This is a genomic window from Neptunomonas sp. XY-337, from assembly GCF_004959845.1.
GTDB classification, from domain to species: Bacteria; Pseudomonadota; Gammaproteobacteria; order Pseudomonadales; family Balneatricaceae; genus Neptunomonas; species Neptunomonas marina.
This window is the reverse complement of record NZ_SPLL01000002.1, coordinates 228,256-251,103: the sequence shown is the minus strand read 5'-3', so window position 1 is coordinate 251,103 and position 22,848 is coordinate 228,256. Positions and strand designations below refer to the sequence as shown.

Sequence of the window (22,848 nt, the reverse complement as noted above, 5' to 3'; positions counted from 1 at the left end):
ATGGAAATTATCTTCCTTCTCATCCCCATCGCTATTATCTTAGTCGCCTTTGCTATCTGGGCTTTCTCGTGGAGCGTCAAATCTGGACAGTTTGACGACTTAGAATCCCCTGCACACAGCATCCTCTTCGAGGATGATAACGAGCTGATTCCAGACGACGCCAAACCAAAAGATAAAGACCGAGACTAACGTGTCAGAACCGCTGAGCGTCGTTACGGCTTTCGTACTCGGTTTACTAGGCAGTGCCCACTGTATGGGTATGTGTGGCGGTATCGCAGCAACTATCGGGTTGCGTCAACATCAAAAGCGAATCGACCACCTATTGGGTTACAACTTTGGCCGAGTGATCAGCTACAGCATCGCAGGCGCTTTGGTTGGTTCTTTAGGCTTCCTACTCAAAGGTGAAATCTTGGGCCTTGCCTTGCGCACGTTTGCGGGGCTCCTGCTCATTGCTATGGGCCTTTACATCGCTAAGTGGTGGCAAGGGCTGCTACAAGTCGAGAAGCTCGGCGGGTATGCATGGCGCTTCATTCAGCCGTTTGCAGCCCGGCTACTCCCAGTCCAGTCAGCAAAGCAAGCTATAACACTGGGCTTTTTTTGGGGCTGGCTGCCCTGCGGCTTGGTCTACAGTACGCTACTGTGGAGTGCCACCGCTCAATCAGCCAGCCAAAGTGCGCTGCTCATGCTAGCCTTTGGTGTAGGTACCATGCCCGCTATGTTACTAACGGGTATCTTGGCACAACAAGCACAAAGCCTGCTGGCAAATCAGTATGTGCGTTCTATTTCGGGATTGATGGTCATTGTCTTTGGTATTTACACAATCCCTTTTGCAGGTTTACAGGCACTGCTATAGCTTGATAAGTGTCAACGTCGTATTCGCAAGAACTCCCTATAATTTGCGCTTTTCGCTGTTAAACAGAGGTATAAGTTTTGAGCCATAACGCCACCATCTCTTGGGATCTAGATCTTATTAAACGCTATGATCTATCTGGACCGCGTTACACATCCTACCCAACAGCGATCCAGTTCGACAGCGAGCTGACAGAACCACAGCTCATCGAGTCTTCACAGACGACAGCGGATAAAACAGCACCGCTATCGTTGTATGTACATATACCTTTCTGTGCTCACGTTTGTTATTACTGCGCTTGCAACAAAGTGATCACTCGTAACCGCAAAAAAGCCCAGCCGTACCTAGACACACTTTTTAAAGAGATTGAACAAGCAGGTACGCTCTACAGCAACAAACGCCAAGTTAATCAGTTGCATTGGGGAGGCGGTACGCCAACGTTTATCAGTGACGACCAGATGGTTGAACTAATGAACAAATTACGCGAGAACTTTTCACTACGCGATGATGACAAGGGTGATTACTCCATCGAGATCGACCCACGCGAAGCCTCTATGGAAACGCTCGAGACGCTTCGCCGCATCGGCTTTAACCGCATCAGCCTTGGCGTACAGGATGTGCACCCAGAAGTCCAAGAGGCAGTGAATCGCGTGCAATCGACGGAAGAAACGAAAGCGATCCTTGATAAAGCTCGCGAACTTGGCTTTAAGTCGATCAATATGGACCTTATTTATGGTCTGCCTCTACAAAGCCTACAACGCTTCTCGGAAACGCTGGATACCGTTATTGAGATGAGTCCAGATCGCTTATCAGTATTTAACTATGCGCATATGCCGGACCGTTTCCGCTCGCAAAAGCACATTAACGCAGAGGACCTCCCCTCCCCTGAAGAGAAGCTGGCCATCTTAGAGATGACGATTAATAAGCTACTCGATGCCGGCTATGTCTATATCGGCATGGACCACTTCGCAAAACCTGATGACGAGCTTGCTGTTGCACAGCAAACCGGCCATCTGCACCGGAATTTTCAGGGCTATACCACCCACTCAGACTGTGATCTTGTTGCGATGGGCGTCTCGGCGATCAGCCAAATCGGGGATGTTTACTATCAAAATCAACACGATATTGCTGCGTACTCGCAAGCCGTGGAAGAGCGCAGTACTGCAATCAAGCGCGGAGTCACACTAAATGACGACGACAAACTCCGCCGCGCTGTCATCACCCAACTTATTTGTCATTTTGAGCTTGATACGAGCACCATCGAACAACAGTTCAATATCGCGTTTAAAAGCTACTTTGAAGAGGAACTGGCTGAGCTGGCAAGCTTTGCAACCGATGGTCTTGTGACTCTGGAAGACAACGCAATAACTGTTACACCCGCTGGTCGACTTTTAATTCGTCGCATATGTATGACGTTTGATGCTTATATCCCCAAACAGCAGCCAACGAAAGGATTCTCACGAATCATCTAATGTTTACTTTCAGGAAAGCCTGAAATGTTACATAATTTCCGTTGAGTAGCCGCTCGCATGTTTAAACCAACACAGGATATGGCCATGAGTGATACAAAAAAAGAAGGGATACTACACAGCTTACAGCAAGCGCATTGTAATACTTGCAGCTTGAGTTCCTTATGCCTGCCTGTTTCATTGAACTTGACGGAGATGGAACGCCTCGACGATATCATCGAGAAAAGCCGCCCACTTAAAAAAGGCGAGCACCTTTTCCATCAGGATGAACCTTTTGAATCCGTTTACGCGATCCGCGCAGGTAGCGTAAAAAGCTATACCATCACCAACGAAGGTGAAGAGCAGATTACGGGATTCTACTTCCCCGGTGAGCTGGTAGGCTTAAGTGGCTTTGATAATACGATCTATCCTGTCTCCGCCAAAATTCTAGAAACAACGACCGTTTGTGAAATCCCATTCGAGAATCTCGATAACTTATGTGGACAGCTTCCAGAGCTGCGCCGGCAAGTTATGCGTACGATGAGTAAAGAGATTCGTGATGATCAGCAAATGATGCTCCTGCTCTCGAAAAAGAATGCAGAAGAGCGTGTTGCTACATTTTTAGTCAAACTATCGCAACGTTTCCAAGCGCGTGGTTACTCCCCATCGAAGTTCCGCTTATCAATGTCGCGTAATGAAATTGGTAACTACTTGGGTCTTGCGGTTGAAACAGTGAGCCGTATTTTCACACGCTTCCAGAAAAGCAACTTCATCACCGTCGATGGTAAAGAGATCGAGTTGTTAGATCTGGATCACCTGTACACTTTAGCAGGCGAGTGCCTCGCGGGTGAATGCCCTGAGGAAAGCGACGTTCAGCAGTTATCGATTTAACGATTGCTGGACAAAAAAAGACGCCGTTCTAGAAGAACGGCGTTAATTTAGTTGCACAAAGAAGTAGCCATCTCTATGTGTAACCCAACGTCTTAATTAAAACCCGACTTCCCCTATTCGTACATTGAGCCACATCAATTAGACTCTATGTGGTTACACGACTTATCAGGAGTGCACTTTCCATGTCCTATGACGAGTACTATGTCAAATCGGTTGTTCGAGCTATACCCGACTGGCCAGAGCCTGGCGTGATCTTTCGTGATATCACACCGATTTTCAAAGACCCAAAAGCACTACGGATGGTGTCTGATGCATTTGTACAACGATATATGGATGCCGACATCACCCATATTGCTTGTATCGATGCACGTGGTTTTCTAATCGCTTCAATCATGGCATACCAGCTACAAATCCCGCTGGTGCTGGTACGAAAGAAGGGTAAACTGCCGGGTGAAACCGTCTCTCAATCTTACGAGTTAGAATACGGAACTTCCGAGGTTGAAATGCAGACTGACGCTGTTGCCGAAGGCGATCGCGTGCTAGTTTTTGATGATCTTATCGCGACCGGCGGCACCATTCTGGCAGCTTGCACATTGATCAAGAAACTGGGAGCTGAGGTGGTCGAAAGCGCAGCACTGATTGACCTACCCGATTTACAGGGCTCCGCACGCATCCAAGGTGCAGATATTCCTGTCTTCACCATGTTGGCCTACGAAGGTCTCTAGGCATTCGTTTGGGCCTCTGCTATTGTTTTCGATATAAGCTTATAACAATAAAAGAGGCTCACTATGTTCAAGCGATCGCTCGCAACGCTGCTCCTGTCAGTACCCACTCTATCTCTGGCCGCACAGCAGGTCACGATACCTTTCAACGGCTTAAATCTTGGCGCTAACTTAGCGATCGCAGAAGGTAGTAACTTATCTGACAATATCGTTGTGTTGACCCACGGAACGCTCGCACACAACGAAATGGAGATCATCGCGACACTGCAGTCTCTACTGAGTGACGAGGGGATAAACTCACTAGCGGTCAACCTAAGCTTGGGGCTGGACTCACGCCAAGGCATGTACGACTGCGCCGATTCCCACCGACATAAGCACTCCGATGCCGTCGCCGAGCTCAATGCTTGGGCGGACTGGTTAACTACTCAAGGGGCAACACAACCTATTTTTGCCGGCCACTCGCGCGGCGGCAACCAAACGGCGTGGTTCGCAGATACATACCCAGAAAAAGCCAAAGCGCAGGTATTGATTGCCCCTGCGACATGGTCAGAAGATTACGCGCAGGAAAGCTATCAAAAGCGCTATCGCACACCACTCAATGACGAGCTACAACGAGCAAAAGCAAGCGACCAGAGCGCTTGGCTGGATACGCCCGGCTTTATCTACTGCGAGAATGCACGTGTAACAGCAGCAAGCTTTGTTGATTATTACGCGCCTAACCCTCGCTTTGATACACCAACGCTTTTAAAAACAGCGAGCGTACCTACGTTAGTCATCAGCGGCAGCGAAGATAATACCGTACCTGATCTGCCTGAAAAGATGCCAAATGTGGATAACTCGCATGTCACCTATTACAACATTGAAGGCGCAGATCACTTTTTTCGGGACCTCTATGCTGACGAAGTGATCGACCAGATCGTCGAATTTATGGATACATTAGAATGATCAAACAACTGATTGCTCTGTGCCTGTTAACCGTAGCATTTAGCGCGCAAGCCAAAGATAGCTTGCTGCGCGCCACGGATTTCAGCAACACAGATTCTCACCAAAACAAGCATGTCTATGTCGTACTCGTAAGCCGCTATGATTGCAGCTACTGCGATCTGGTTCGGGAAGATTTTTTGTTACCTCTCGAGCGGCAAGCCAACCGAGCCTACCCCGCTCAGATTCGCGAGCTCAAAGTCGACAGTAACAAGCTGCTAGTCGACTTCGATGGTGCGCAAATATCACCCAAGAAGTTCGCAGCGCGCTACAACGCAAGCTTTACTCCAACCCTGCTCTTTTTGAATCAAGATGGTGCTCAAGTCCACCAGAAATTAGTGGGGATCAGCAATAAGGAGTTTTACGGCTACTACCTCGACCAAGCGATTGAGCAGTCTTACCGGGCACTCAATACTCAATAGCGGCTTTACAAAAGGCAGCGCGCTTTTTACAGTGCGCGCTCTATCTCCAAACGAGCCATAGCCAATGATGTCACTTCCTATTGATTCGGTTCTTCCGTCTATACAAAAAGCATTGGCAGATAAACATGAGCTCATCCTAGAAGCACCGCCGGGCGCAGGTAAAACCACGGCTGTTCCCCTTGCACTCCTAAACCAACCTTGGCTAGGCGCGCAGAAAGTTCTCATGCTTGAACCTCGCCGTCTTGCGGCACGCAATGCGGCACAACGCCTAGCTCATAACTTAGGTGAACCACTTGGACAAACAATTGGGTTGCGCACCAGAACAGACACGAAAGTCAGCCAAACGACCCGTATAGAAGTGGTGACCGAGGGCGTGCTGGTAAGGATGCTGCAAAACGACCCGAGCCTTGATGGCTATGGCCTTGTTATCTTCGATGAGTTTCATGAGCGCAACCTAGATAGCGATCTGGGCTTAACGCTGCTGCTGGAAGCTCGCGAACTACTGCGCGATGAAGCTCCGCTCAAGTTGCTGCTCATGTCCGCCACACTGGATCGCCTCGATCTTGAAAAGCTCCTGCCAGATGCCGCACAGGTGCGCAGCGAAGGGCGGGCATTCCCTGTCGAGGTTCACTACAGCACTCCCTGGAGCAACTCGCAACAGTTACCAGAGCGGGTCAGTGAAGCAATTCAACAGGCGCTAGCGAACGAAACGGGATCGCTACTGGTCTTTTTACCCGGCGTCGCGGAGATCCGCAAAGTGCAAACCGCATTAGCGGGAAAACTCGACACATGTTGCTTAGTCACGCCATTGTACGGCGACCTATCCATAGAGCAGCAACAGGAAGCGATTCAACCCGCTTCCAAAGGCCACCGTAAAATCGTACTCACCACGGCGATTGCCGAGACGAGCTTAACCATCGACGGTGTTCGAGTCGTGATCGATGCAGGGCTTAGCCGCACGGCGATCTACGACCCACGTACGGGTATGAGCCGCCTTCACACACAGCGTGTATCAAAAGCTGCCAGTATTCAGCGTGCCGGTCGTGCTGGCCGCACCGAGCCCGGCTGCTGCTATCGGCTTTGGTCTGCTGAGCAGCAAGACCAATTAGCCCCCCAAGCTCCCATCGAGATTGAACACGCCGATTTAAGTGCTCTAACACTGCAACTACATCAGTGGGGCTGCCACGACCCAAGTGACTTGCAATGGCTAACGCCCCCACCAAAAGCACGGCTCGAGCAAGCAGAAGAGCTGCTCACAAAACTTAACGCACTGGCACAGGATAGCTCCGGGGCAAAGCGCTTAACCCCGTGTGGTGAGAAGATGGCTAAGCTGCCATTACACCCACGCTTAGCACATATGCTTGTTGTTGCTGAAACACTTCAATTGGTGCCAGAAGCGGCGCTGCTAGCGAGCCTTTTCTCGGAACGGGATCCCTGCTTTGGCCAAGGATCCGAACTGGCAAAGCGTCTTCATTGGTTGCGGCAACATCGCAGCCATCCAACGGCTAAACGTATTATCCAGCAAGCAAAGCGCCTGAGTCGTACCGCCGACGCACACAACAATATCAGTGACAACGCACTCGCTCAGCTTGTCGCTGCCGCATGGCCAGACCGTATCGCCCGAGGAGATGGCGCTGGCCAGTTTCAGCTTGCTAACGGCCGTCAGGCAACATTGCCCGCCACAGATCCGCTGAGCCGCAGTACATGGCTTGTTGTTTGCGATCTGGGCGGACGTGCTGATCAAGCCCGCGATACCATCTGGGTGGCTCAAGTACTGGACCACCAGCTACTCAACTCAGAGCTTGCCCACCTGACCCGAACAGAAACCACCACTGAATGGGATGAGCAAAAGAGTCGTGTGGCTGCCTACGAACACGTGGTCATCGACAAACTCGTACTAGCGCGCCGTCCCATCGCGATGACACCAGACCTGCACGCCCAAGCGCTTTGTCAGCACATTCGGGGGCAAGGCGTAGATGTGCTCCCATGGTGTGAGAAGAGCCGAGCACTGCGCCAGCGTGTACAGTTTGTCGCGCGCCAAGCCACCGATTGGCCTGATTGGTCAGATGCAGGCTTACTTGCGTCGCTCGATAGTTGGCTCGTGCCCTTTCTGGGCTCAACCTCGCGTTTAAGTAGCCTCAATATGGCGCAAATACTGCTCTCTGCGCTCAGTTGGCCACAGCAGCAGGCACTCACCGAAAAAGCACCGGAGCGCTTAACCGTGCCCTCCGGCTCGAGTATTCGCATCGATTACAGCACTCATCCACCGGTACTCGCGGTTAAGCTCCAAGAGATGTTTGGTTGCACCGAGACCCCACGTATCAACGGAACAGCATTAACGTTACATCTGCTTTCACCCGCCGGCCGTCCACTGCAGGTTACCCAAGATCTGATAACTTTTTGGCAAAATGGCTATCCGGAGGTACGCAAAGAGACGCGTGGACGCTATCCTAAACATCCTTGGCCAGAGGATCCTGTTACCGCCATAGCAACGGCCAAAACCAAGCGACACCTCAATAACTGATCGAATCAGCGACGCAGCCTTAAGATAATTCAAGGACACAGCATGTGGTTTAAAAACCTAATCTTTTACCGCTTCACCGAATCACAAGACTATCAAGCAGAACAGCTAGAACACGCGTTGGAGGAGCATCGCTTCTCACCCTGCAAAAGCCAAGAGCTAAGCCGCTTTGGCTGGATAGCACCACATAATGCGATGGATCAACAACTGGTCTTTGCGGCGCAAGGCGCGTACCTGCTCACTGCGCAAAAAGAGGAGAAGATTCTACCTGCCAATGTGATCAAGAAAGCACTGCAGGAAAAGGTTGCCGTAATTGAGCGCGAGCAGGCGCGTAAGGTGTACCGTAAAGAGCAGCTGCAACTTAAAGACGAGATTATACTCGATCTACTCCCAAGGGCATTTAGCCGTTACCAGCAAACCAGTGCTTTGGTCATGCCGCGCAGTGGGCTCGTTGTTGTGGATAGCGCCTCGCATAAGCGAGCCGAAGAGCTGCTCAACCTGCTGCGCAACAGCTTAGGCTCACTGCCCATTGCCTTACCCGATGTGCATCATGCTCCTGCGGTTGTCATGTCTGAGTGGTTACAGAAAAATCGCGATAGCGTGCCCTTCACCTGCTTAGACGAGTGTGAGTTAAAAGAGCCCGGCGACGAAGGCGGTGTTATCCGTATCAAAGGCCAAGAACTGTTCAGTGATGAAATTATCGCCCATATCGAAGGGGGTATGCAGGTCACGAAATTAGCCGTCGCATGGGATGAAACACTTAACTTTGTGATTCAGGATGATCTTTCTTTGAAGCGCGTAAAGCCCACCGAGGAGCTATCGCAAACGCTAAATGAAGAGGCCTCAGAGGACCCCCTCGTACGTCTAGATAGCGACATATCGCGCTTAGCACTGGAGTGCCAAAAGCTCTATCCGCAATTCATGGATGCTTTTGGCGGCCAGATCACCCGATAATCCCGGTAGTCAAGGCAGCGTCAGCGCGCTGCCTTTGCAAATAGATAAGATTATTCTGCAGCCTCGCCGACAACCGTAAACCCAAGACTCGTCCACGCCTGCATACCGCCGCGGTAGTACTTTATCTTCGCAGCCGGATAACCGAGCTCAAGCATCGCGCGTACCATAGCTGGGGTCTGTCCACACCAGTAGCCGTTACAGAACATAGCCAAAGTCTTAGCACCGCTAAAATCATAGGTACCATCGGAGGCTTTCTTCGCACCAAACTCATCCAACGCCCAATCGCGCTCCTCAGCATCCTTCATCATGGTATAAGGAAAGTTAGCCGCCCCGGGAATCGTTAACCGCTCGTGCCATCCGACGGTGCGCGTATCAACAACCATGACATCATCCGATTTATCAGCCTGCATCATATAATCAACAAACTCGCGTTCACCGAGCGTTTCCACCTTGTGGGGTGCAAATGGATGCATCGGCTGCGGCATACCACGGAAAGTGGTGGCATAGAGCTCTGAGATACGGTTATCTTTGCTCTGGTTTCGCATCACCTCAATCGGTTCGCCATCGTGCTGGATCGTAAATGAGAAGAGCCCCGGAGCGATCATGGCTTTACCGCCGCCCTCTGCGTAAACGCCTGTTGATGCCACCATCGCCCCTGTGACCACAAGAGCTGCAAGAGATCGTTTGAACATGATAATCCCACCTTAGAATATGCTTATTTTTATTAGATATAAGTAATGTTATACACCAGCGCCGATCTATACGCTACGTTCCGCGCTAAGACTTACGAATAAGCCACCCTCGATCTTGATTCACAGCCTGTGCGCAGTAAACTACTGCCCTTTCTTTGAACAACCCCAGGTGCTTGATCCCATGTACAGTGTTAAAGAGATGTTTTATACCCTACAGGGAGAGGGAGCCCATGCGGGAAGACCAGCAGTTTTCTGCCGCTTTACAGGCTGTAATTTATGGTCTGGTCGCGAGCAAGATCGAGCCAAGGCAATCTGCGATTTTTGCGATACTGACTTCGTTGGTACAGACGGTCAGAATGGTGGCAAGTTTGCCACCGCACAGGGTCTTGCGCAGCGGATCGCGAGCTTCTGGCCCACCCCTGAAGGTATTCCATTTGTGGTCTTTACCGGCGGCGAGCCTGCCCTGCAACTAGATACCCCCCTTATAGATGCAATGCATAAAGTGGGGTTTGAAGTCGCCATCGAGACAAACGGCACCAAACCACTCCCCGAGGGTATTGATTGGATATGCGTTAGCCCAAAGGGAAGCTCCGACGTGATCATCACGCAAGGGCACGAGCTTAAGCTTGTCTATCCACAGGCTGCCGCCATGCCTGATCGCTTTGCAGGCGCTGATTTCGAGCACTTTTATTTACAGCCCATTGATAGCCCCGCTGAGCCAAACAGCACTCAACAGGCGATCAAGTACTGTATGCAGCACCCGCGCTGGAGGCTAAGTTTGCAAACCCATAAAATTATCGGGATCGACTAACTGGGCGGCATCACCCATCGCCATCTACCCGCAGGCAGGTTCCGATATAACACCAATAAGATTGCCGGAACTTGCATCAGAATCCCGTACATCAGCACCACGGTAGACATCGCTTGATCTTGCAATACCGTCCCGGTGATCACCAGTGCCAAACCGGCATTTTGTATCCCCGTCTCGATACCCAAAGTCAGCGCCTGCTCCCATGGCAGGCGAGCTATACGAGCGATCAGCGCACCTAAAGCCATAGCCCCCACTGAGAGCGTTAACACAGCAGGCACAGCAACACTCGACAGCTCCCATAACTGATCACGATTCGCCACCAGCAAACCAATCACAACGGTCAACATAAACAGCAGCGAAGCCCACTTAATAACCGGCTGTAAACGCATCGCAACAGCGACTTTATAATGGCGCAGCCACATCCCCAGCACCACTGGCAACAGCGAGATCACAATGAGCTTGGTGATGGTTTGCAGGATAGGCACATTCACCTCCACCGAAAGCCCCATAAAGTAGCCAACGGCAACATAGGACATCAGCGGTAAAGAGAGTGGCGTTACAACGCTGGCTAAGGCCGTCAAACTAACGGACAGAGCCGTGTCTGCTCGACATAAATAGCTGATCATATTGGAGGTCGCACCACCGGGCGCAAACGTTAAGATCGCAATACCTACCGCATATACCGGTGGCAACGAAAACACGCAGATAACCAGAAAGCCAAACGCTGGCAGGCCAACTAATTGCAATGCGACACCTAACACAACAGGCTTTGGCTGCTGCGTTAGGCGCTGGAAGTCAGCCGGTGTCAGCGAGAGACCGATCCCGAACATGATCAAAAACAGAGCCACCGGCAAGAGCAATTGGGAAAGGTATACGCTATCCATCTCGTTTGTTCATCCAACTAATGTCGAAATCAGCATCCTAGACCCTTGTTAAGCCCGAGACAACCGTTTAGTAACCCGCGATACCAACGCTGGCGGGGCTTGAAGGGGAATGTTAACAGTTACTGTGGATAACTTTGTTAGTAGCGTCACAGAAAAGTCTTACACCCCCCGAAAAAGCGTAACATAAGACAATTTGTTTATTTTTTATACAGATGTTTTATATCATAAAAAACAGTAACTTATGTGCCTTTAAGTCAAGTTTTTAGACATTTTCCTATCACTTTCTTAGAGCCCACAAATGGTGCGGGTTTGCAGGGTGTCAACCCCTAAATTAGGCTTTTTCTATTAACAGGGAAAGGCAATATCGGCTCAAACTTGTTCTGTGATTTGCTAATATGAGTGGCAACATCAACTTGGAAGGACTTTTTGGCATGAGCCAGCTATCGGATCGAAATAAGGCAGCGAAGCGGGTTACCCTGATAGGTGCAGCACTCGATGGTGTCTTGGGCCTCATGAAAGTCGTTGCGGGTATCTTTGCCCACTCCGCAGCGTTGATTGCCGACGGTATTCACTCTCTCTCAGATCTCTTTACCGACTTCCTCGTTATCTTCGTGTTCCATATTGCCGATGAAGAGCCAGACGAATCTCACCCTTGGGGTCATGCACGCTTTGAAACGATGGCGACCGTCATTTTGGGCACTATTTTAATTGCCGTTGCGGGTGCACTGGCACTGGAAAGCGCTCAACACTTTTTTAACGCAACCGATATACCAACGCCCACATGGCCAGCTTTGCTAGTAGCTCTGATATCAGTCGCTGCAAAAGAGTGGATCTTCCGCTACACCTTAGCCGCCGGTAAAAAGCTCAAATCAGACCTGTTAATTGCGAATGCTTGGCATAGCCGCAGCGATGCACTCTCTTCCATTGTGGTTTTGGTTGGCGTCGCAGGCGCTATGCTGGGCTGGGTATGGCTGGATCTGCTTGCGGCTATTGCCGTCGCTCTCTTGGTCGGAAAAATTGGTTGGGACCTTACCTGGAACAGTATCAAGCAACTCGTCGATACTGCGCTACCTGACGATCAAGTGGCTGCGCTACGCGATACGGTTCTTGAGGTAGACGGTATTCAAGATGTGCATAGTTTCAAAACCCGCCGTATGGGCAGCAAAGTTCTTTTAGAGATGCACCTGCAGGTAAACCCTCGATGCAGCGCTTCTGAGGGCCACTGGCTTGGCGATATGGCCGTTTATCAACTCAAAAAGCGATTTGATGACCTCGGTGAAGTGATCTTCCATGTCGATACATTTGACGACGAACCGCAGAACGTATGCCGTATTTTACCGCTTCGCAAAGAGATTCTAACCTCCCTAAACGAAACGACCCCTAACCTTGCGCCATGGCAACATAACGAGATCCAACTCTTTTACGCCCATGATCACGTTGATGTGGAGTTGCAACTTACACCGCAACGGGTAAAAGAGTTAGCTACTCTTCAACTCACTTGCGAAGCACTAAGGAACCAACTCGAAAGCGGACTGGCACCAGATGACTGGTTGGGCAAGTTACGCATTTGGAAAAGCGTTTAGTGCCCCTTCCGGTCCAGCCTTTTTATGAACACACTCTAATTTAGTCAAAATTAGACTAAGGTAGGTTAAAGTGTTGCTAACTCCTGACTAATATTTAAAGGGAAACTATGTCAGGCCGATAACTCCTTTGTATCGATCAATATTCGTTTTTAAACAAGCGTTTAAATCTAAACTAAACGAGGTTATATTGGTGGATGAAGTAGTTAATGTGTTTATCGCCAGACACATTAGAGCCATCAATCTCTTGAGCCTTTTGCGATAGGTGTTTATGAAGTTCGCTGAAAATTCCAACCAGTCCGCCGAGTATCTACGCCAAGCCATACCGCTGATGGTGAAATACAATATTCCACCGAATCCGTTGAACTATGCGCTTTGGTATACTTATGTTTCAAACAAACTGCCATCGCTCAACACGCAGATGGACCAGACACTTGAAACCTACGGAACCTGCCCGACGCTACTAGGCGAACAGATGTTTCGTGAACACGTTATCAGCGATGAGGTAGCGGAATCAGAGCAAGCACAAAACCAGTTAATTGCGCTGACACAGAATTTGCAAGAGCACGCCCATACAGCCGCAGAGCACACCACCAGCTTTGGCGTTATTCTGGAAGATAGCTTAGCTGAGCTATCAGAACCGGTGAATAACGGTGCTGAGCTCGAATCCATTATTACCCGCTTAGCGGAAAACACCGCTTCTATCAGCCAAACAACCAATAACTTTCAAGAGAAGATAGCAGCGGCGCAAGCGGAGATTGCATCCTTAAAGGAGGAGCTGCAACGTACACGCCAAGATGCGCGCGTAGACGCTCTGACAGGCTTGTTCAACCGCCGTGTATTTGATGCAGAGCTAGAACAAATTGCCGGCTCTAAAAGCCATAAAGTCACTACACTGGTCATGATCGATATCGATCACTTCAAGCAGTTTAACGATAACTATGGCCACCTCATGGGCGATAAGGTTTTGCAGTACTTCGGTAAAGTGCTCAAAGAGACTTGCAAGGAGCCTGCCCTACCGGTTCGTTACGGCGGCGAAGAGTTTGCCGTGCTTATGATTGGCCAAAGCGCAAAGGAAGCGGCCGAGCTTGCTGAAGGGCTACGGAGCAAGATTCAAGCAATACGTATTAAGCAGAAAAAGTCTGGCAAAGTAATCAGCTCCATCACCGCATCGTTTGGTATCTCACAACGCACCGAGAATGAGTCAGCAGAGCAAACGATCGAGCGCGCTGATAAAGCCCTTTACCGTGCGAAAGAGAACGGACGAAACCGGGTCGAGATCGCAGATTAAGCGGCGAACACCCCACCAGCAACGCCTCGAAAAAAGGCGTTGCTCCAAGACTAAAAAAGGCCTCATAAGAGGCCTTTTCTAGTGCACATCATCTTAGATTTTGTTGTGTGCTTTGAACTTCGCCATCAACGCCGTTGGCTTTTTCTTTTTGTTCGAGCTGTTCAGTACGTAAACAACTGTTTGCTGCTGTGGGCCCGCCCCAATCACTGTGTAGCGGTATGGTGCTTCACCGACTTGGCGCATCGCTTTCATATCTTCTAGGCTGTCGAACACATACAAACGACCATCTTCAGCACGAATCTCGCCATAGAAATCATCAGCCGCTTGCAGCGTGCCTTTGAACATCTCTACACCCGCAATGCCAGACAGCTTTTTCTTATCTTTGCCACGCAGACCGTGAACCAATGTTTCACCGTGTGGACCGCCACCGATAAACACTTTACGGTAAGAGGTCTCACCTACAGTCAGGAACTCTTGGTAAACGTCGAAGTCGTCAAACACGTAGTAACGGCCTTCGTGAACCACTTCATAAAGATCGTCGTTGTTCAACTCAGGGGCTGCTGCCGCTGTTTTAGTTTGTGTCGCTTGGCAGCCATATAAGCTGACCAACGCACCAGAGATTAAGATACCCGCGAATAGTTTTTTCATTGTTTTGCCCCAACTAGCTCTATGCAAATTTGAGGCAAAATTTAAAGCAAAAACATGACACTAATATTGCAGTTTATAAACAGCGGCCAATACCCTGTTACTTGCCTAACTAAATCTCTGCGACGCGATAGAGCACCGAATCATGGTAGCCGGTTGTCACAGGGATTAGGCCAGCTAGCTCTCGATCTAGCTCAGGGTCACCACTGTCGACGATAAGAGGACGCCCTTCGAGCGCTTTTAGCTTGCTCTTAGTGGCGATAACAATCAGGTTTTCTTTACCTACTTGGCGAATCAATGCAGCCGATAACTGCTGATTTCCACGCCCGAGGATATGCCCTTGCCCACCGATCAAAGTGATCACTACTTTTGCATCGACACCATCGGTTAACTGCAGTAAGTCTGCCGCAGTGCAGTCTTGCTTTACCAAAGCACCATCTTCGATGACATCCACACCTAATAGCGTATTCTCTAGGCCTAATTCATCCATCACCGCTTTGACGGTGGTGCCCGACCCCATCACATAACGCACACCAGGCTCTAAACGCTCCACAACATCCGCTGCGATATCAGCAACAACAAGCTCCTCAACCTCTTTCCCCCCCTCTTTCACATGCTGCATATAACGGTGTTCTTGGGGTACTTGCAGCTCGCCGTAGTACTTGGCGCGCACACGCCCTTCGCGGAACTGCGCCTCATCAATATCGCGCACCTCTTGATTCATTAAGGTGACAAGCTCACCACGCACAAGCATCGCAACCACTTCGCCAGCCGCTTTGGGAGTCACCGCATAAACACCAGAATGGATCTTCACGCCAGCAGGAATACCTAAAACCGGAAACTGCTCGGGCAATGCGTGGCAAATATTACGGGCAGTACCATCTCCGCCAGCAAACAGGATCAAGTCAACACCCGCCTCAAATAACGCTACGGCGGCTTTTTCAGTATCTTCAGCAGTGGTAGCACCGGTGGTAATCTGACCAAGCACGGTTGGATTGAAGCCCGCTTCGCGCGCCACCCGCTCTCCCATCTCATCGGGATAGGTCAACACCTCCATGGGTAACGCTTTAAATACTTCGAGTGCGGTTAACGTGCGCTGCTGAGCTTTAGGCTCTGCGCCTAGCGCTAAGGCCCGCGCCGCTGTATCAGCACCGTCACTCCCTTTAAGTGCAACACTACCGCCAACACCCGCCAGTGGATTGACGATTAAGCCCAAACGAAACAGTTGTTGATTACTCATCTCTTAAATAACCCAATTCTGTAAGATACTGTTGATAGACAAATGCGCTGACTAGCAGCTGGCTATCCTCCTCCATGGACTCAAACTCAAACCCTTGCATCACCACCCCGCCCGCACTTTGTTGCACCGAGCGCAACACCGCAGAGAGCAGCACAACCTGATCTAACCGATGCACCCGAAAGCGCAATGTTAGATAGAAACGATCGCCCACTTGGCCTAAGCGCTCGGGCAACTCAATACTCACACCACCTAGGCCGATATCACGGCATAACAAGACCCGCGGCAAGCCCAGCTGGCTGCTTTTCATTTCGTCTTCATGATCCACCGACACCGCCATGCGCACCGGTATTCGGTCATATTGGCGTAGGCGGCTGGTCTCAACCTGTGTAGGAAAGCTCAAATGCCAATGAGGAAAAGGCGCATGATGTGCTTTCACCAACCGGCTCGTAAAGCGGCAATGGTAGTTACCCGCTTGCATACTCACATTGACTTGAGCACCCTCTAAGGCAAGCGTATTAACTTGCCCTCTGGGTGCGCTTACGATCACACTCTTCTCTGCTTTAAAGCCGATAAAATTAAGAGAAAAGCGCTTTTTACTCTGGATAAACTGCACCGTCACGTTTTGGCCAATCTCGGGGCTAAGCTCAGATAACGCGCGGGATGAAGTAGAATCAGGAACCGATGGCAGCATGTCGACCTCTTATAAACACGCAGCCCAGCTTACGCTAAATCAACCGAAAAACCGATGGCACGCAACTGCTCTTTCAAAGCTTGGTCGCGCAGACCAGTCACATGGAGAGAGGCAAACTCACGGCGCACCGGGTACTGTTTGCGCAAGAGATCAAAACGCACGGGCTGATCACCACACATCAGTGTTTTTCTCATCCGTCGATCATCGTGCAGTGGGTCATAAACCATATTGATTAGTGCAGAGATCCTTATATCATCGCTCACCGTTACAGCGTTTATAGCCGCCACCGGCAGAAACTCGCTGAGGTCAGGCGGTTGTGGTGCATCTAGCACCGTTGCCGCCGCCTGTCGTAACATATGTGTACCACGCAGCTTGCCATCAAGGCTGTATCCCGCGATATGCGGCGTAGCGATATGCACGCGTTCAGCAAGCGTAGCGTCTACCTGCGGCTCGTGTTCCCATACATCTAAAATGGCAGTGACATCCGTTCGCTGCTGCAAAAAGCCCAGCAGCGCTTGGTTATCGATAACAGGCCCACGCCCAGCGTTGAGCAACACCGCACCCAACTTCAATCGTTCCAATTCTGCATCGCCTACTAAGTGATAGCTTGGCCATTGCCCCGTTTTTACGAGCGGCGTATGTAAACAGATGACGTCCGCTTGAGCGAACACCTCATCTAAGGCGATAAAACCCGATTCACCCGCCGCATGTCGAGGAGGATCATTCTTGAGAACCTTCACCCCCAGAGCTTCTAAGCGCTGACATAAGCGCCCCCCCACATTACCCACACCGACCACGCCAACCGTTTTATCCACGAGTGACTCACCACGCTCTTCAAACAGGTTAAAAAGCACCGCTAGGTCGTATTCGACAACCGCATCTGCGTTACATCCCGGCGCGTTAAAGAACGGAATGCTGCGGCTGGCCAAATAATCTTTATCTAAATGATCTGTTCCGATCGTTGCAGTACCCACCATTTTGAGGTGCTTCGCTGCGTCTAGTAATGCTGCATCCACCTGTGTAATTGAGCGCACCAAAAGGAGATCCGCATCCGCTACATCATTGGCTGACATCTGGCGACCAGCCACTTGCTTAAGCACCACATCGCCCGAAAACATTGCTGCCAATCCAGGAATGTTCTCATCTGCCACAATTTTCAGGTTATTCTTCAACAAAACCGGCTCCAGACTTTACAAACGACGCGCATTAAGGCTCAATTCGGCGCCACATAATTAAGCTGCTCATTCTACAACGATTGGTACCCACCTGTGATTGCTCACTGGCGAAAAAATCAAGACTATCTCGTCATACGGCTATACCAAGACCTTGTTGGAGACTGGGTGGTGTCCGAAAGCCGCGGCCAGTTCCAAGTACCCACCAGAACTGAGTATTCGCGTACCATTTTGCACTCATACCAAGAAGCACGCCAAATGGTGCTAAGCCTAAGCAAGCAGCTACGCTGTGAGGGCTACAAGAAAACAATCGCCAGCGAAGAGCAGCTCGGTTTTCAGTTCGATTAACCACACGCTGCGTGCATCTTTTGTATAAGTAAATCACCGTATAAGTAGATTCCGGTTGCGCTCTCTTTTATAGTTTCAGAAAACGATACTGAAAGACTGATACCCATCAAGAGAGATGTAACATGAGCAAGTTTGACTTTGGCCAAATGCCTGATAGAGAAGGCTTCTTCGGAGAGTTCGGCGGACAGATTATTCCGCCTGAGCTCAAAAAAATCATGGACGAGATCGATCAAGCGTACGAGGAGATCCGCCAAAAGCCAGAGTTCCAAGAAGAACTTGCGTCTCTACTCACTGATTTCGTTGGCCGCCCCAGCCCAATCTATTACGCACGCCGCTTAACTGAGAAGCTTGGCGGGGCTCGCATCTTTTTGAAGCGCGAAGACCTAAACCATACTGGCGCGCACAAAATCAATCACTGTTTGGGCGAAGCACTCCTTGCGAAGTACATGGGTAAAACCAAAGTTATCGCTGAAACAGGCGCAGGCCAACACGGCGTTGCACTGGCAACAGCATGTGCCCTTGTTGGTATCCCTTGCGAGATCCACATGGGTCAGGTCGACATCGAAAAAGAGCACCCTAATGTCACGAAGATGAAAATTCTAGGCTGCAAGTTGGTACCTGTAACACGCGGTACAGCTACGCTCAAAGATGCCGTCGATAGCGCCTTTGAGGAGTACCTAAAAGACCCTGTTAACTACATTTACGCCATCGGTTCAGTGGTTGGCCCACACCCGTTCCCAAAAATGGTTCGCGATTTCCAATGCGTAATCGGCCAAGAAGCACGCCAGCAGTTCCAAGAGAAAGAGGGCAAGCTGCCTAACTACATTACGGCTTGCGTTGGCGGTGGCTCGAACGCTATGGGCCTCTTTACCGCATTCCTGAATGACGACGACGTCAATATCGTTGGCGTAGAGCCTGCGGGCAAGGGCCTTGCAACAACTGAACACTCTGCAACACTCACGCTTGGTAAGCCTAGCGAAATCCATGGCATGAAGTGCTACGTCCTAGAAGATGAAAACGGCGAACCAATGCCGGTTCACTCCATCGCATCAGGCCTTGATTACCCAGGCGTTGGCCCACAGCACAGCTACCTAAAAGAGCTAGGCCGCGTTAACTACGAAACGGCATCAGATGAAGAGTGCCTTGACGCTTTTATGACGCTCTCCCAAGTGGAAGGCATTATCCCTGCGCTGGAGAGTTCCCATGCGGTGGCTTGGGCGATGCGCAAAGCGGCTGAGTTACCAAGCGACCAAACCATTTTGGTTAATCTATCTGGCCGTGGTGACAAAGACGCCGATTACGTTGCAAACAAATTAGGGCTGTAAGTCCTGAAAGTAAAAGAAAGGATTAGATCTTATTTATCAATCATTTGCTGATTTAGGTTTGATCTAGTCCTTTCTACTCTCTTGCAAAACCTTTCTACACATTCGCACGCTTTCTTGCCTTTCCCAGCCCTACATTAAGCCCTAAGCTTTGCCCCCTCACCCGTTACGTTAGATACCCTATCTACCCCTCATTTACAGGTCTCTACTTCTGACTGTAGAGGCTGCTTTGCATATTGAACGAAATCGCCTAGCCCTGCGTACAACCCTCAACACGATTGAAAGTCTCTTAAGAAAAATATTAGAATGATTCTCATTAACAACTCTGTAACTATTTGGATGATAGCTATGAATAGAAAGATTTTTACCGCTACCGCAGCCCTGATGCTTAGCTCACAGTTGGTATTCGCCGCTGAGCATACAGTACAAATGAAAAATGTCGGAGCTGATGGAACCATGGTTTTCGAGCCTGCCGTTCTAAATGTGGCTGTCGGTGATACCGTTCACTTTGAACCGACAGATATGGCGCACAACGCTGAATCCGTTAACAATCTGATCCCTGAAGGTTCAGCTGGCTGGAAAGGCGCGATGAATCAGAAAGTATCCTTTACGGTGGATAAAGAAGGCGTTTATGTCTACAAGTGCACGCCTCACACAATAATGGGAATGGTTGGCGTGGTGGTTGCTGGAAGCCCTACTAATTTGGAAGAGATTAAAACACAGTCAGCTTCTCTAAGCGCAACTTTTGTTATGAACAAAGATCGCCTAACGAATTACCTAAACCAAGTTAAGTAACACGCAAAATTGATACAAACGTGACCTCGGCACACTCATTCACAACCGCCCGAACGAGTGCGCCGATCACGTCACAAAGACTTGTTATGCTAGCTCGGAATCTCGAAGCAAGAGTTGAGCTTTATGTTGCGGCTAACCACCGCGCCATTTTCCTAGCTTCTCAAAATCACGTCGGACTTAGACTCAAATAGCTCAACTGCCACACTTTTTGAGGTGGGTGTACCGCTGCCCTCACCAACGCTTTCTAACGGAACTAACGGATTTGTCTCGGGATAGTAAGCCGCTATGTTTCCGAGCGAAATATCGTAGGCAACGAGTTTAAACCCATGTACTTCCCGCGTTTGGCCATCAGGCCAAAGAGAACGCATGGATACCATCTGCCCCTCTTGGTAGCCACGCGCGCGAATATCATCTGGATGTATAAATACCACGCGCCGCTCACCACGAACACCGCGGTACCTGTCGTCCATTCCGTAGATGGTTGTATTGTATTGATCATGGGAGCGTAAAGTTTGCAAGATGAGCACCCCCTCTTGCAGTGACGCATCCGCCAGGGCGGGAATAATAAACTGCGGCAATGGGAAGTCATGCATGGTTAGCTGATTAGCTGGTGTGTTCCATACTCTGTTACGGGCGCTGTTACCTAGATAAAAGCCCCCAGGTTCCCTGATACGCCGATTAAAACCGTCGAAACCAGGAATCACTGCCTCGATCAGATCGCGAATACGATCATAATTTTCCGCCAGCTCCAGCCACTTAACAGGGCGAGTTCCCAATACCGCATTAGCGATACCTGCGATGATAGCGGGCTCCGAGCGCATCTCCGAGGATAAAGGCACCTGCACACCCTCCGAAGCGTGAACCATGCTGAAGGAGTCCTCTACCGTAATGCACTGTGATCCTGACTTTTGGTAATCGATATCAGTGCGTCCTAGGCAAGGGAGTATCAACGCCTCTTTGCCAGTAACGAGATGAGAACGATTAAGTTTGGTGCTAATTTGCACTGTTAGATCACAGTTAGAAAGCGCTTGAGCAGTTTTTACTGTATCCGGGGTAGCCGCTGCAAAATTACCACCTAAACCGATAAATACCTTGCTACTGCCTGCCAACATAGCTTGAATTGCCTCAACAGCAGCGTGGCCATGGTGTCTTGGGCTCTTCATCGTAAATGTTTGATCTAAACGATCAAGAAATGCTTTGGCAGGGCGCTCGTTGATGCCCATGGTACGATCACCTTGTACGTTGCTATGTCCGCGCACTGGGCATAAGCCCGAACCGGGCTTGCCTATGTGCCCCCCAAGCGCCATAAAATTAACGATTTCATGGATCGTCGCAACCGAATGGTAATGCTGTGTAATCCCCATCGCCCATGTACTGATGACATGCTTGGACTCAGCAAATAAACGCGCAGCCAGCTCGATCTCGTCATGAGAGAGGCCTGATTGTTCATAGATTTGCTGCCACTCGGTATTTTGGACTCGTGTTAGGTAGCCCTCTAACCCGGTGGTGTGTTGATCAAGAAAGTTCTGATCAATACTTTCTTGGTGCTTTTCGAGTAACACTTTCACAATGCCGCGAACAGCCGCCATATCACCTCCCAGTTTTGGGGTGAAGTAGTAGCTATGCATCGTGGTAGAACTGTTGGACAACATCTCTATGGGATTTTGCGGATGCTGAAACTTCTCCAGCCCTCGCTCTTTCAGGGTGTTAAAGATAACAACGTTGCAGCCACGCTTCATCGCACTGCGCAGCGTATCTAGCATGCGGGGGTGATTCGTGCCGGGGTTTTGACCAAACACAAAGATCGTATCGGCTTTGTCAAAATCGTGAAGGGTAACAGTACCCTTACCAATACCGATACTGTCTCCAAGTGCTACGCCGCTCGCTTCGTGGCACATATTGGAACAATCAGGAAAATTATTAGTACCGAAAGCGCGGCCAAACAACTGATACAGAAAAGCCGCTTCATTACTTGCCCGACCAGAGGTATACAACTCAAGTTGGTTTGGATCGTTCAACTGCTGCAAGTGCTGCGCAATCAATGAAAAAGCGCTTTCCCAACTGATCGGCAGATACTTATCTGTCGCGGCGTTATAGCGCATGGGCTCTGTTAAACGCCCCTGAAACTCAAGGAAGTAGTCCGTCTGTTCATTTAACCAACGAACCGTATGCTCGGCAAAAAACTCACGGCCAACACCTTTCGATGTCGCTTCCCAGTTGATTGCCTTAGCGCCGTTCTCACAAAAGCGTATACGAGAAGGATCTTGCTCCTCCCCCCACGCACAGCCAGGGCAGTCAAAGCCCTGACTTTGGTTAGCACGCAATAAAGACTTTATGTTTTTAAAAACATTCTTACTTTTGATGAGATGTTCGGTTGTGCTCTTTAGAGCCCCCCAACCACCAGCAGGCGCAGTGTAGTTATTCTTCATCAGTGACTCAGGCTATGTTGCATGTGATTGGCGGCGCGGAAGAGGTGTGTAGTATTGCCCTATCGAGCTGGAGCTAAATGCGCAATTATCATAAGTACGCCACCTCGCAACTTAATCGCGTTGGAATTCAGCAAGCCTGTTCTAGCTAGTTTCAATACC

Annotated in this window: 22 protein-coding genes; 15 read left to right on the top strand and 7 right to left on the bottom strand. The window is 50.0% G+C overall.

Going from position 1 to position 22,848, the window contains the following annotated elements; genetic code table 11:
* From ccoS to rdgC, 9 genes are all read left to right on the top strand, one after another.
* Entirely contained in the window at window positions 1-189 is a 189-nt protein-coding gene (gene ccoS, locus E4L36_RS04835) for a cbb3-type cytochrome oxidase assembly protein CcoS (protein WP_127694139.1), read from the top strand.
* A 1-nt stretch (window position 190) separates the two neighbouring features.
* A complete protein-coding gene (locus tag E4L36_RS04830) occupies window positions 191-853 on the top strand; it encodes a sulfite exporter TauE/SafE family protein (protein WP_136679460.1) in 663 nt (220 codons plus the stop codon).
* Window positions 854-930: 77 nt separating this feature from the next.
* The gene (gene hemN, locus E4L36_RS04825; RefSeq protein WP_136679459.1) at window positions 931-2,322 is read left to right on the top strand and encodes an oxygen-independent coproporphyrinogen III oxidase; all 1,392 of its coding nucleotides are present in this window, start codon (window positions 931-933) and stop codon (window positions 2,320-2,322) included.
* A gap of 84 nt (window positions 2,323-2,406) precedes the next feature.
* Window positions 2,407-3,189 carry a fumarate/nitrate reduction transcriptional regulator Fnr gene (gene fnr / locus E4L36_RS04820; protein WP_127694142.1) on the top strand — a complete coding sequence of 261 codons (783 nt, stop codon included), beginning with the start codon at window positions 2,407-2,409 and terminating at the stop codon, window positions 3,187-3,189.
* Window positions 3,190-3,371: 182 nt separating this feature from the next.
* Complete coding sequence (locus E4L36_RS04815; protein WP_136679458.1) at window positions 3,372-3,914, top strand: adenine phosphoribosyltransferase; 543 nt, start codon at window positions 3,372-3,374, stop codon at window positions 3,912-3,914.
* A gap of 63 nt (window positions 3,915-3,977) precedes the next feature.
* Window positions 3,978-4,856 carry an alpha/beta hydrolase gene (locus tag E4L36_RS04810; protein ID WP_136679457.1) on the top strand — a complete coding sequence of 293 codons (879 nt, stop codon included), beginning with the start codon at window positions 3,978-3,980 and terminating at the stop codon, window positions 4,854-4,856.
* The gene (locus tag E4L36_RS04805) at window positions 4,853-5,314 is read left to right on the top strand and encodes a thioredoxin fold domain-containing protein (RefSeq protein ID WP_136679456.1); all 462 of its coding nucleotides are present in this window, start codon (window positions 4,853-4,855) and stop codon (window positions 5,312-5,314) included. The genes E4L36_RS04810 and E4L36_RS04805 overlap by 4 nt, the downstream gene beginning before the upstream one ends.
* Window positions 5,315-5,378: 64 nt before the next feature.
* Window positions 5,379-7,838 carry an ATP-dependent helicase HrpB gene (gene hrpB, locus E4L36_RS04800; protein WP_136679455.1) on the top strand — a complete coding sequence of 820 codons (2,460 nt, stop codon included), beginning with the start codon at window positions 5,379-5,381 and terminating at the stop codon, window positions 7,836-7,838.
* Between the two features lie 42 nt (window positions 7,839-7,880).
* Complete coding sequence (gene rdgC, locus E4L36_RS04795) at window positions 7,881-8,789, top strand: recombination-associated protein RdgC (RefSeq protein WP_136679454.1); 909 nt, start codon at window positions 7,881-7,883, stop codon at window positions 8,787-8,789.
* Between the two features lie 50 nt (window positions 8,790-8,839).
* Here the strand turns inward: rdgC and E4L36_RS04790 are convergent, their stop codons facing one another.
* Complete coding sequence (locus tag E4L36_RS04790; protein ID WP_136679453.1) at window positions 8,840-9,481, bottom strand: rhodanese-like domain-containing protein; 642 nt, start codon at window positions 9,479-9,481, stop codon at window positions 8,840-8,842.
* 181 nt (window positions 9,482-9,662) lie between these two features.
* Between E4L36_RS04790 and queE the strand changes: the two genes are divergently transcribed.
* Window positions 9,663-10,292: a 7-carboxy-7-deazaguanine synthase gene (queE, locus tag E4L36_RS04785; RefSeq protein ID WP_136679452.1), complete on the top strand. Its 630-nt coding sequence runs from the start codon at window positions 9,663-9,665 to the stop codon at window positions 10,290-10,292.
* Here queE and E4L36_RS04780 read toward each other — a convergent pair.
* Window positions 10,289-11,176 carry a bile acid:sodium symporter family protein gene (locus E4L36_RS04780; RefSeq protein WP_136679451.1) on the bottom strand — a complete coding sequence of 296 codons (888 nt, stop codon included), beginning with the start codon at window positions 11,174-11,176 and terminating at the stop codon, window positions 10,289-10,291. The genes queE and E4L36_RS04780 overlap by 4 nt on opposite strands.
* 431 nt (window positions 11,177-11,607) lie before the next feature.
* Here E4L36_RS04780 and E4L36_RS04775 point away from each other — a divergent pair, with 431 nt between their 5' ends.
* Together E4L36_RS04775 and E4L36_RS04770 are read left to right on the top strand one after the other, a co-directional pair.
* Complete coding sequence (locus E4L36_RS04775) at window positions 11,608-12,759, top strand: cation diffusion facilitator family transporter (RefSeq protein WP_136679450.1); 1,152 nt, start codon at window positions 11,608-11,610, stop codon at window positions 12,757-12,759.
* A 268-nt stretch (window positions 12,760-13,027) separates the two neighbouring features.
* Window positions 13,028-14,047, top strand: a complete 1,020-nt coding sequence (locus E4L36_RS04770) for a GGDEF domain-containing protein (RefSeq protein ID WP_136679449.1) — start codon at window positions 13,028-13,030, stop codon at window positions 14,045-14,047.
* A gap of 93 nt (window positions 14,048-14,140) precedes the next feature.
* On the opposite strand, the gene E4L36_RS04765 is transcribed toward E4L36_RS04770, so the two are convergent.
* From E4L36_RS04765 to E4L36_RS04750, 4 genes are all read right to left on the bottom strand, one after another.
* Window positions 14,141-14,695, bottom strand: a complete 555-nt coding sequence (locus E4L36_RS04765; protein WP_136679448.1) for a hypothetical protein — start codon at window positions 14,693-14,695, stop codon at window positions 14,141-14,143.
* A gap of 109 nt (window positions 14,696-14,804) precedes the next feature.
* Window positions 14,805-15,932, bottom strand: a complete 1,128-nt coding sequence (locus tag E4L36_RS04760; protein ID WP_136679447.1) for an ATP-NAD kinase family protein — start codon at window positions 15,930-15,932, stop codon at window positions 14,805-14,807.
* Complete coding sequence (locus tag E4L36_RS04755) at window positions 15,925-16,623, bottom strand: flagellar brake protein (RefSeq protein WP_136679446.1); 699 nt, start codon at window positions 16,621-16,623, stop codon at window positions 15,925-15,927. Before E4L36_RS04755 ends, E4L36_RS04760 begins: the two co-directional genes overlap by 8 nt.
* Window positions 16,624-16,652: 29 nt before the next feature.
* Window positions 16,653-17,798 carry a 4-phosphoerythronate dehydrogenase gene (locus E4L36_RS04750; RefSeq protein WP_240770674.1) on the bottom strand — a complete coding sequence of 382 codons (1,146 nt, stop codon included), beginning with the start codon at window positions 17,796-17,798 and terminating at the stop codon, window positions 16,653-16,655.
* Between the two features lie 168 nt (window positions 17,799-17,966).
* Between E4L36_RS04750 and E4L36_RS17795 the strand changes: the two genes are divergently transcribed.
* From E4L36_RS17795 to E4L36_RS04740, 3 genes are all read left to right on the top strand, one after another.
* Window positions 17,967-18,143 carry a hypothetical protein gene (locus E4L36_RS17795; RefSeq protein ID WP_164847071.1) on the top strand — a complete coding sequence of 59 codons (177 nt, stop codon included), beginning with the start codon at window positions 17,967-17,969 and terminating at the stop codon, window positions 18,141-18,143.
* 122 nt (window positions 18,144-18,265) lie between these two features.
* Entirely contained in the window at window positions 18,266-19,468 is a 1,203-nt protein-coding gene (gene trpB / locus E4L36_RS04745) for a tryptophan synthase subunit beta (protein ID WP_136679445.1), read from the top strand.
* A 345-nt stretch (window positions 19,469-19,813) separates the two neighbouring features.
* Complete coding sequence (locus tag E4L36_RS04740; RefSeq protein WP_136679444.1) at window positions 19,814-20,260, top strand: pseudoazurin; 447 nt, start codon at window positions 19,814-19,816, stop codon at window positions 20,258-20,260.
* 152 nt (window positions 20,261-20,412) lie between these two features.
* Here the strand turns inward: E4L36_RS04740 and E4L36_RS04735 are convergent, their stop codons facing one another.
* Window positions 20,413-22,689: an FdhF/YdeP family oxidoreductase gene (locus tag E4L36_RS04735; RefSeq protein ID WP_136679443.1), complete on the bottom strand. Its 2,277-nt coding sequence runs from the start codon at window positions 22,687-22,689 to the stop codon at window positions 20,413-20,415.
* Window positions 22,690-22,848: the final 159 nt, after the last annotated feature.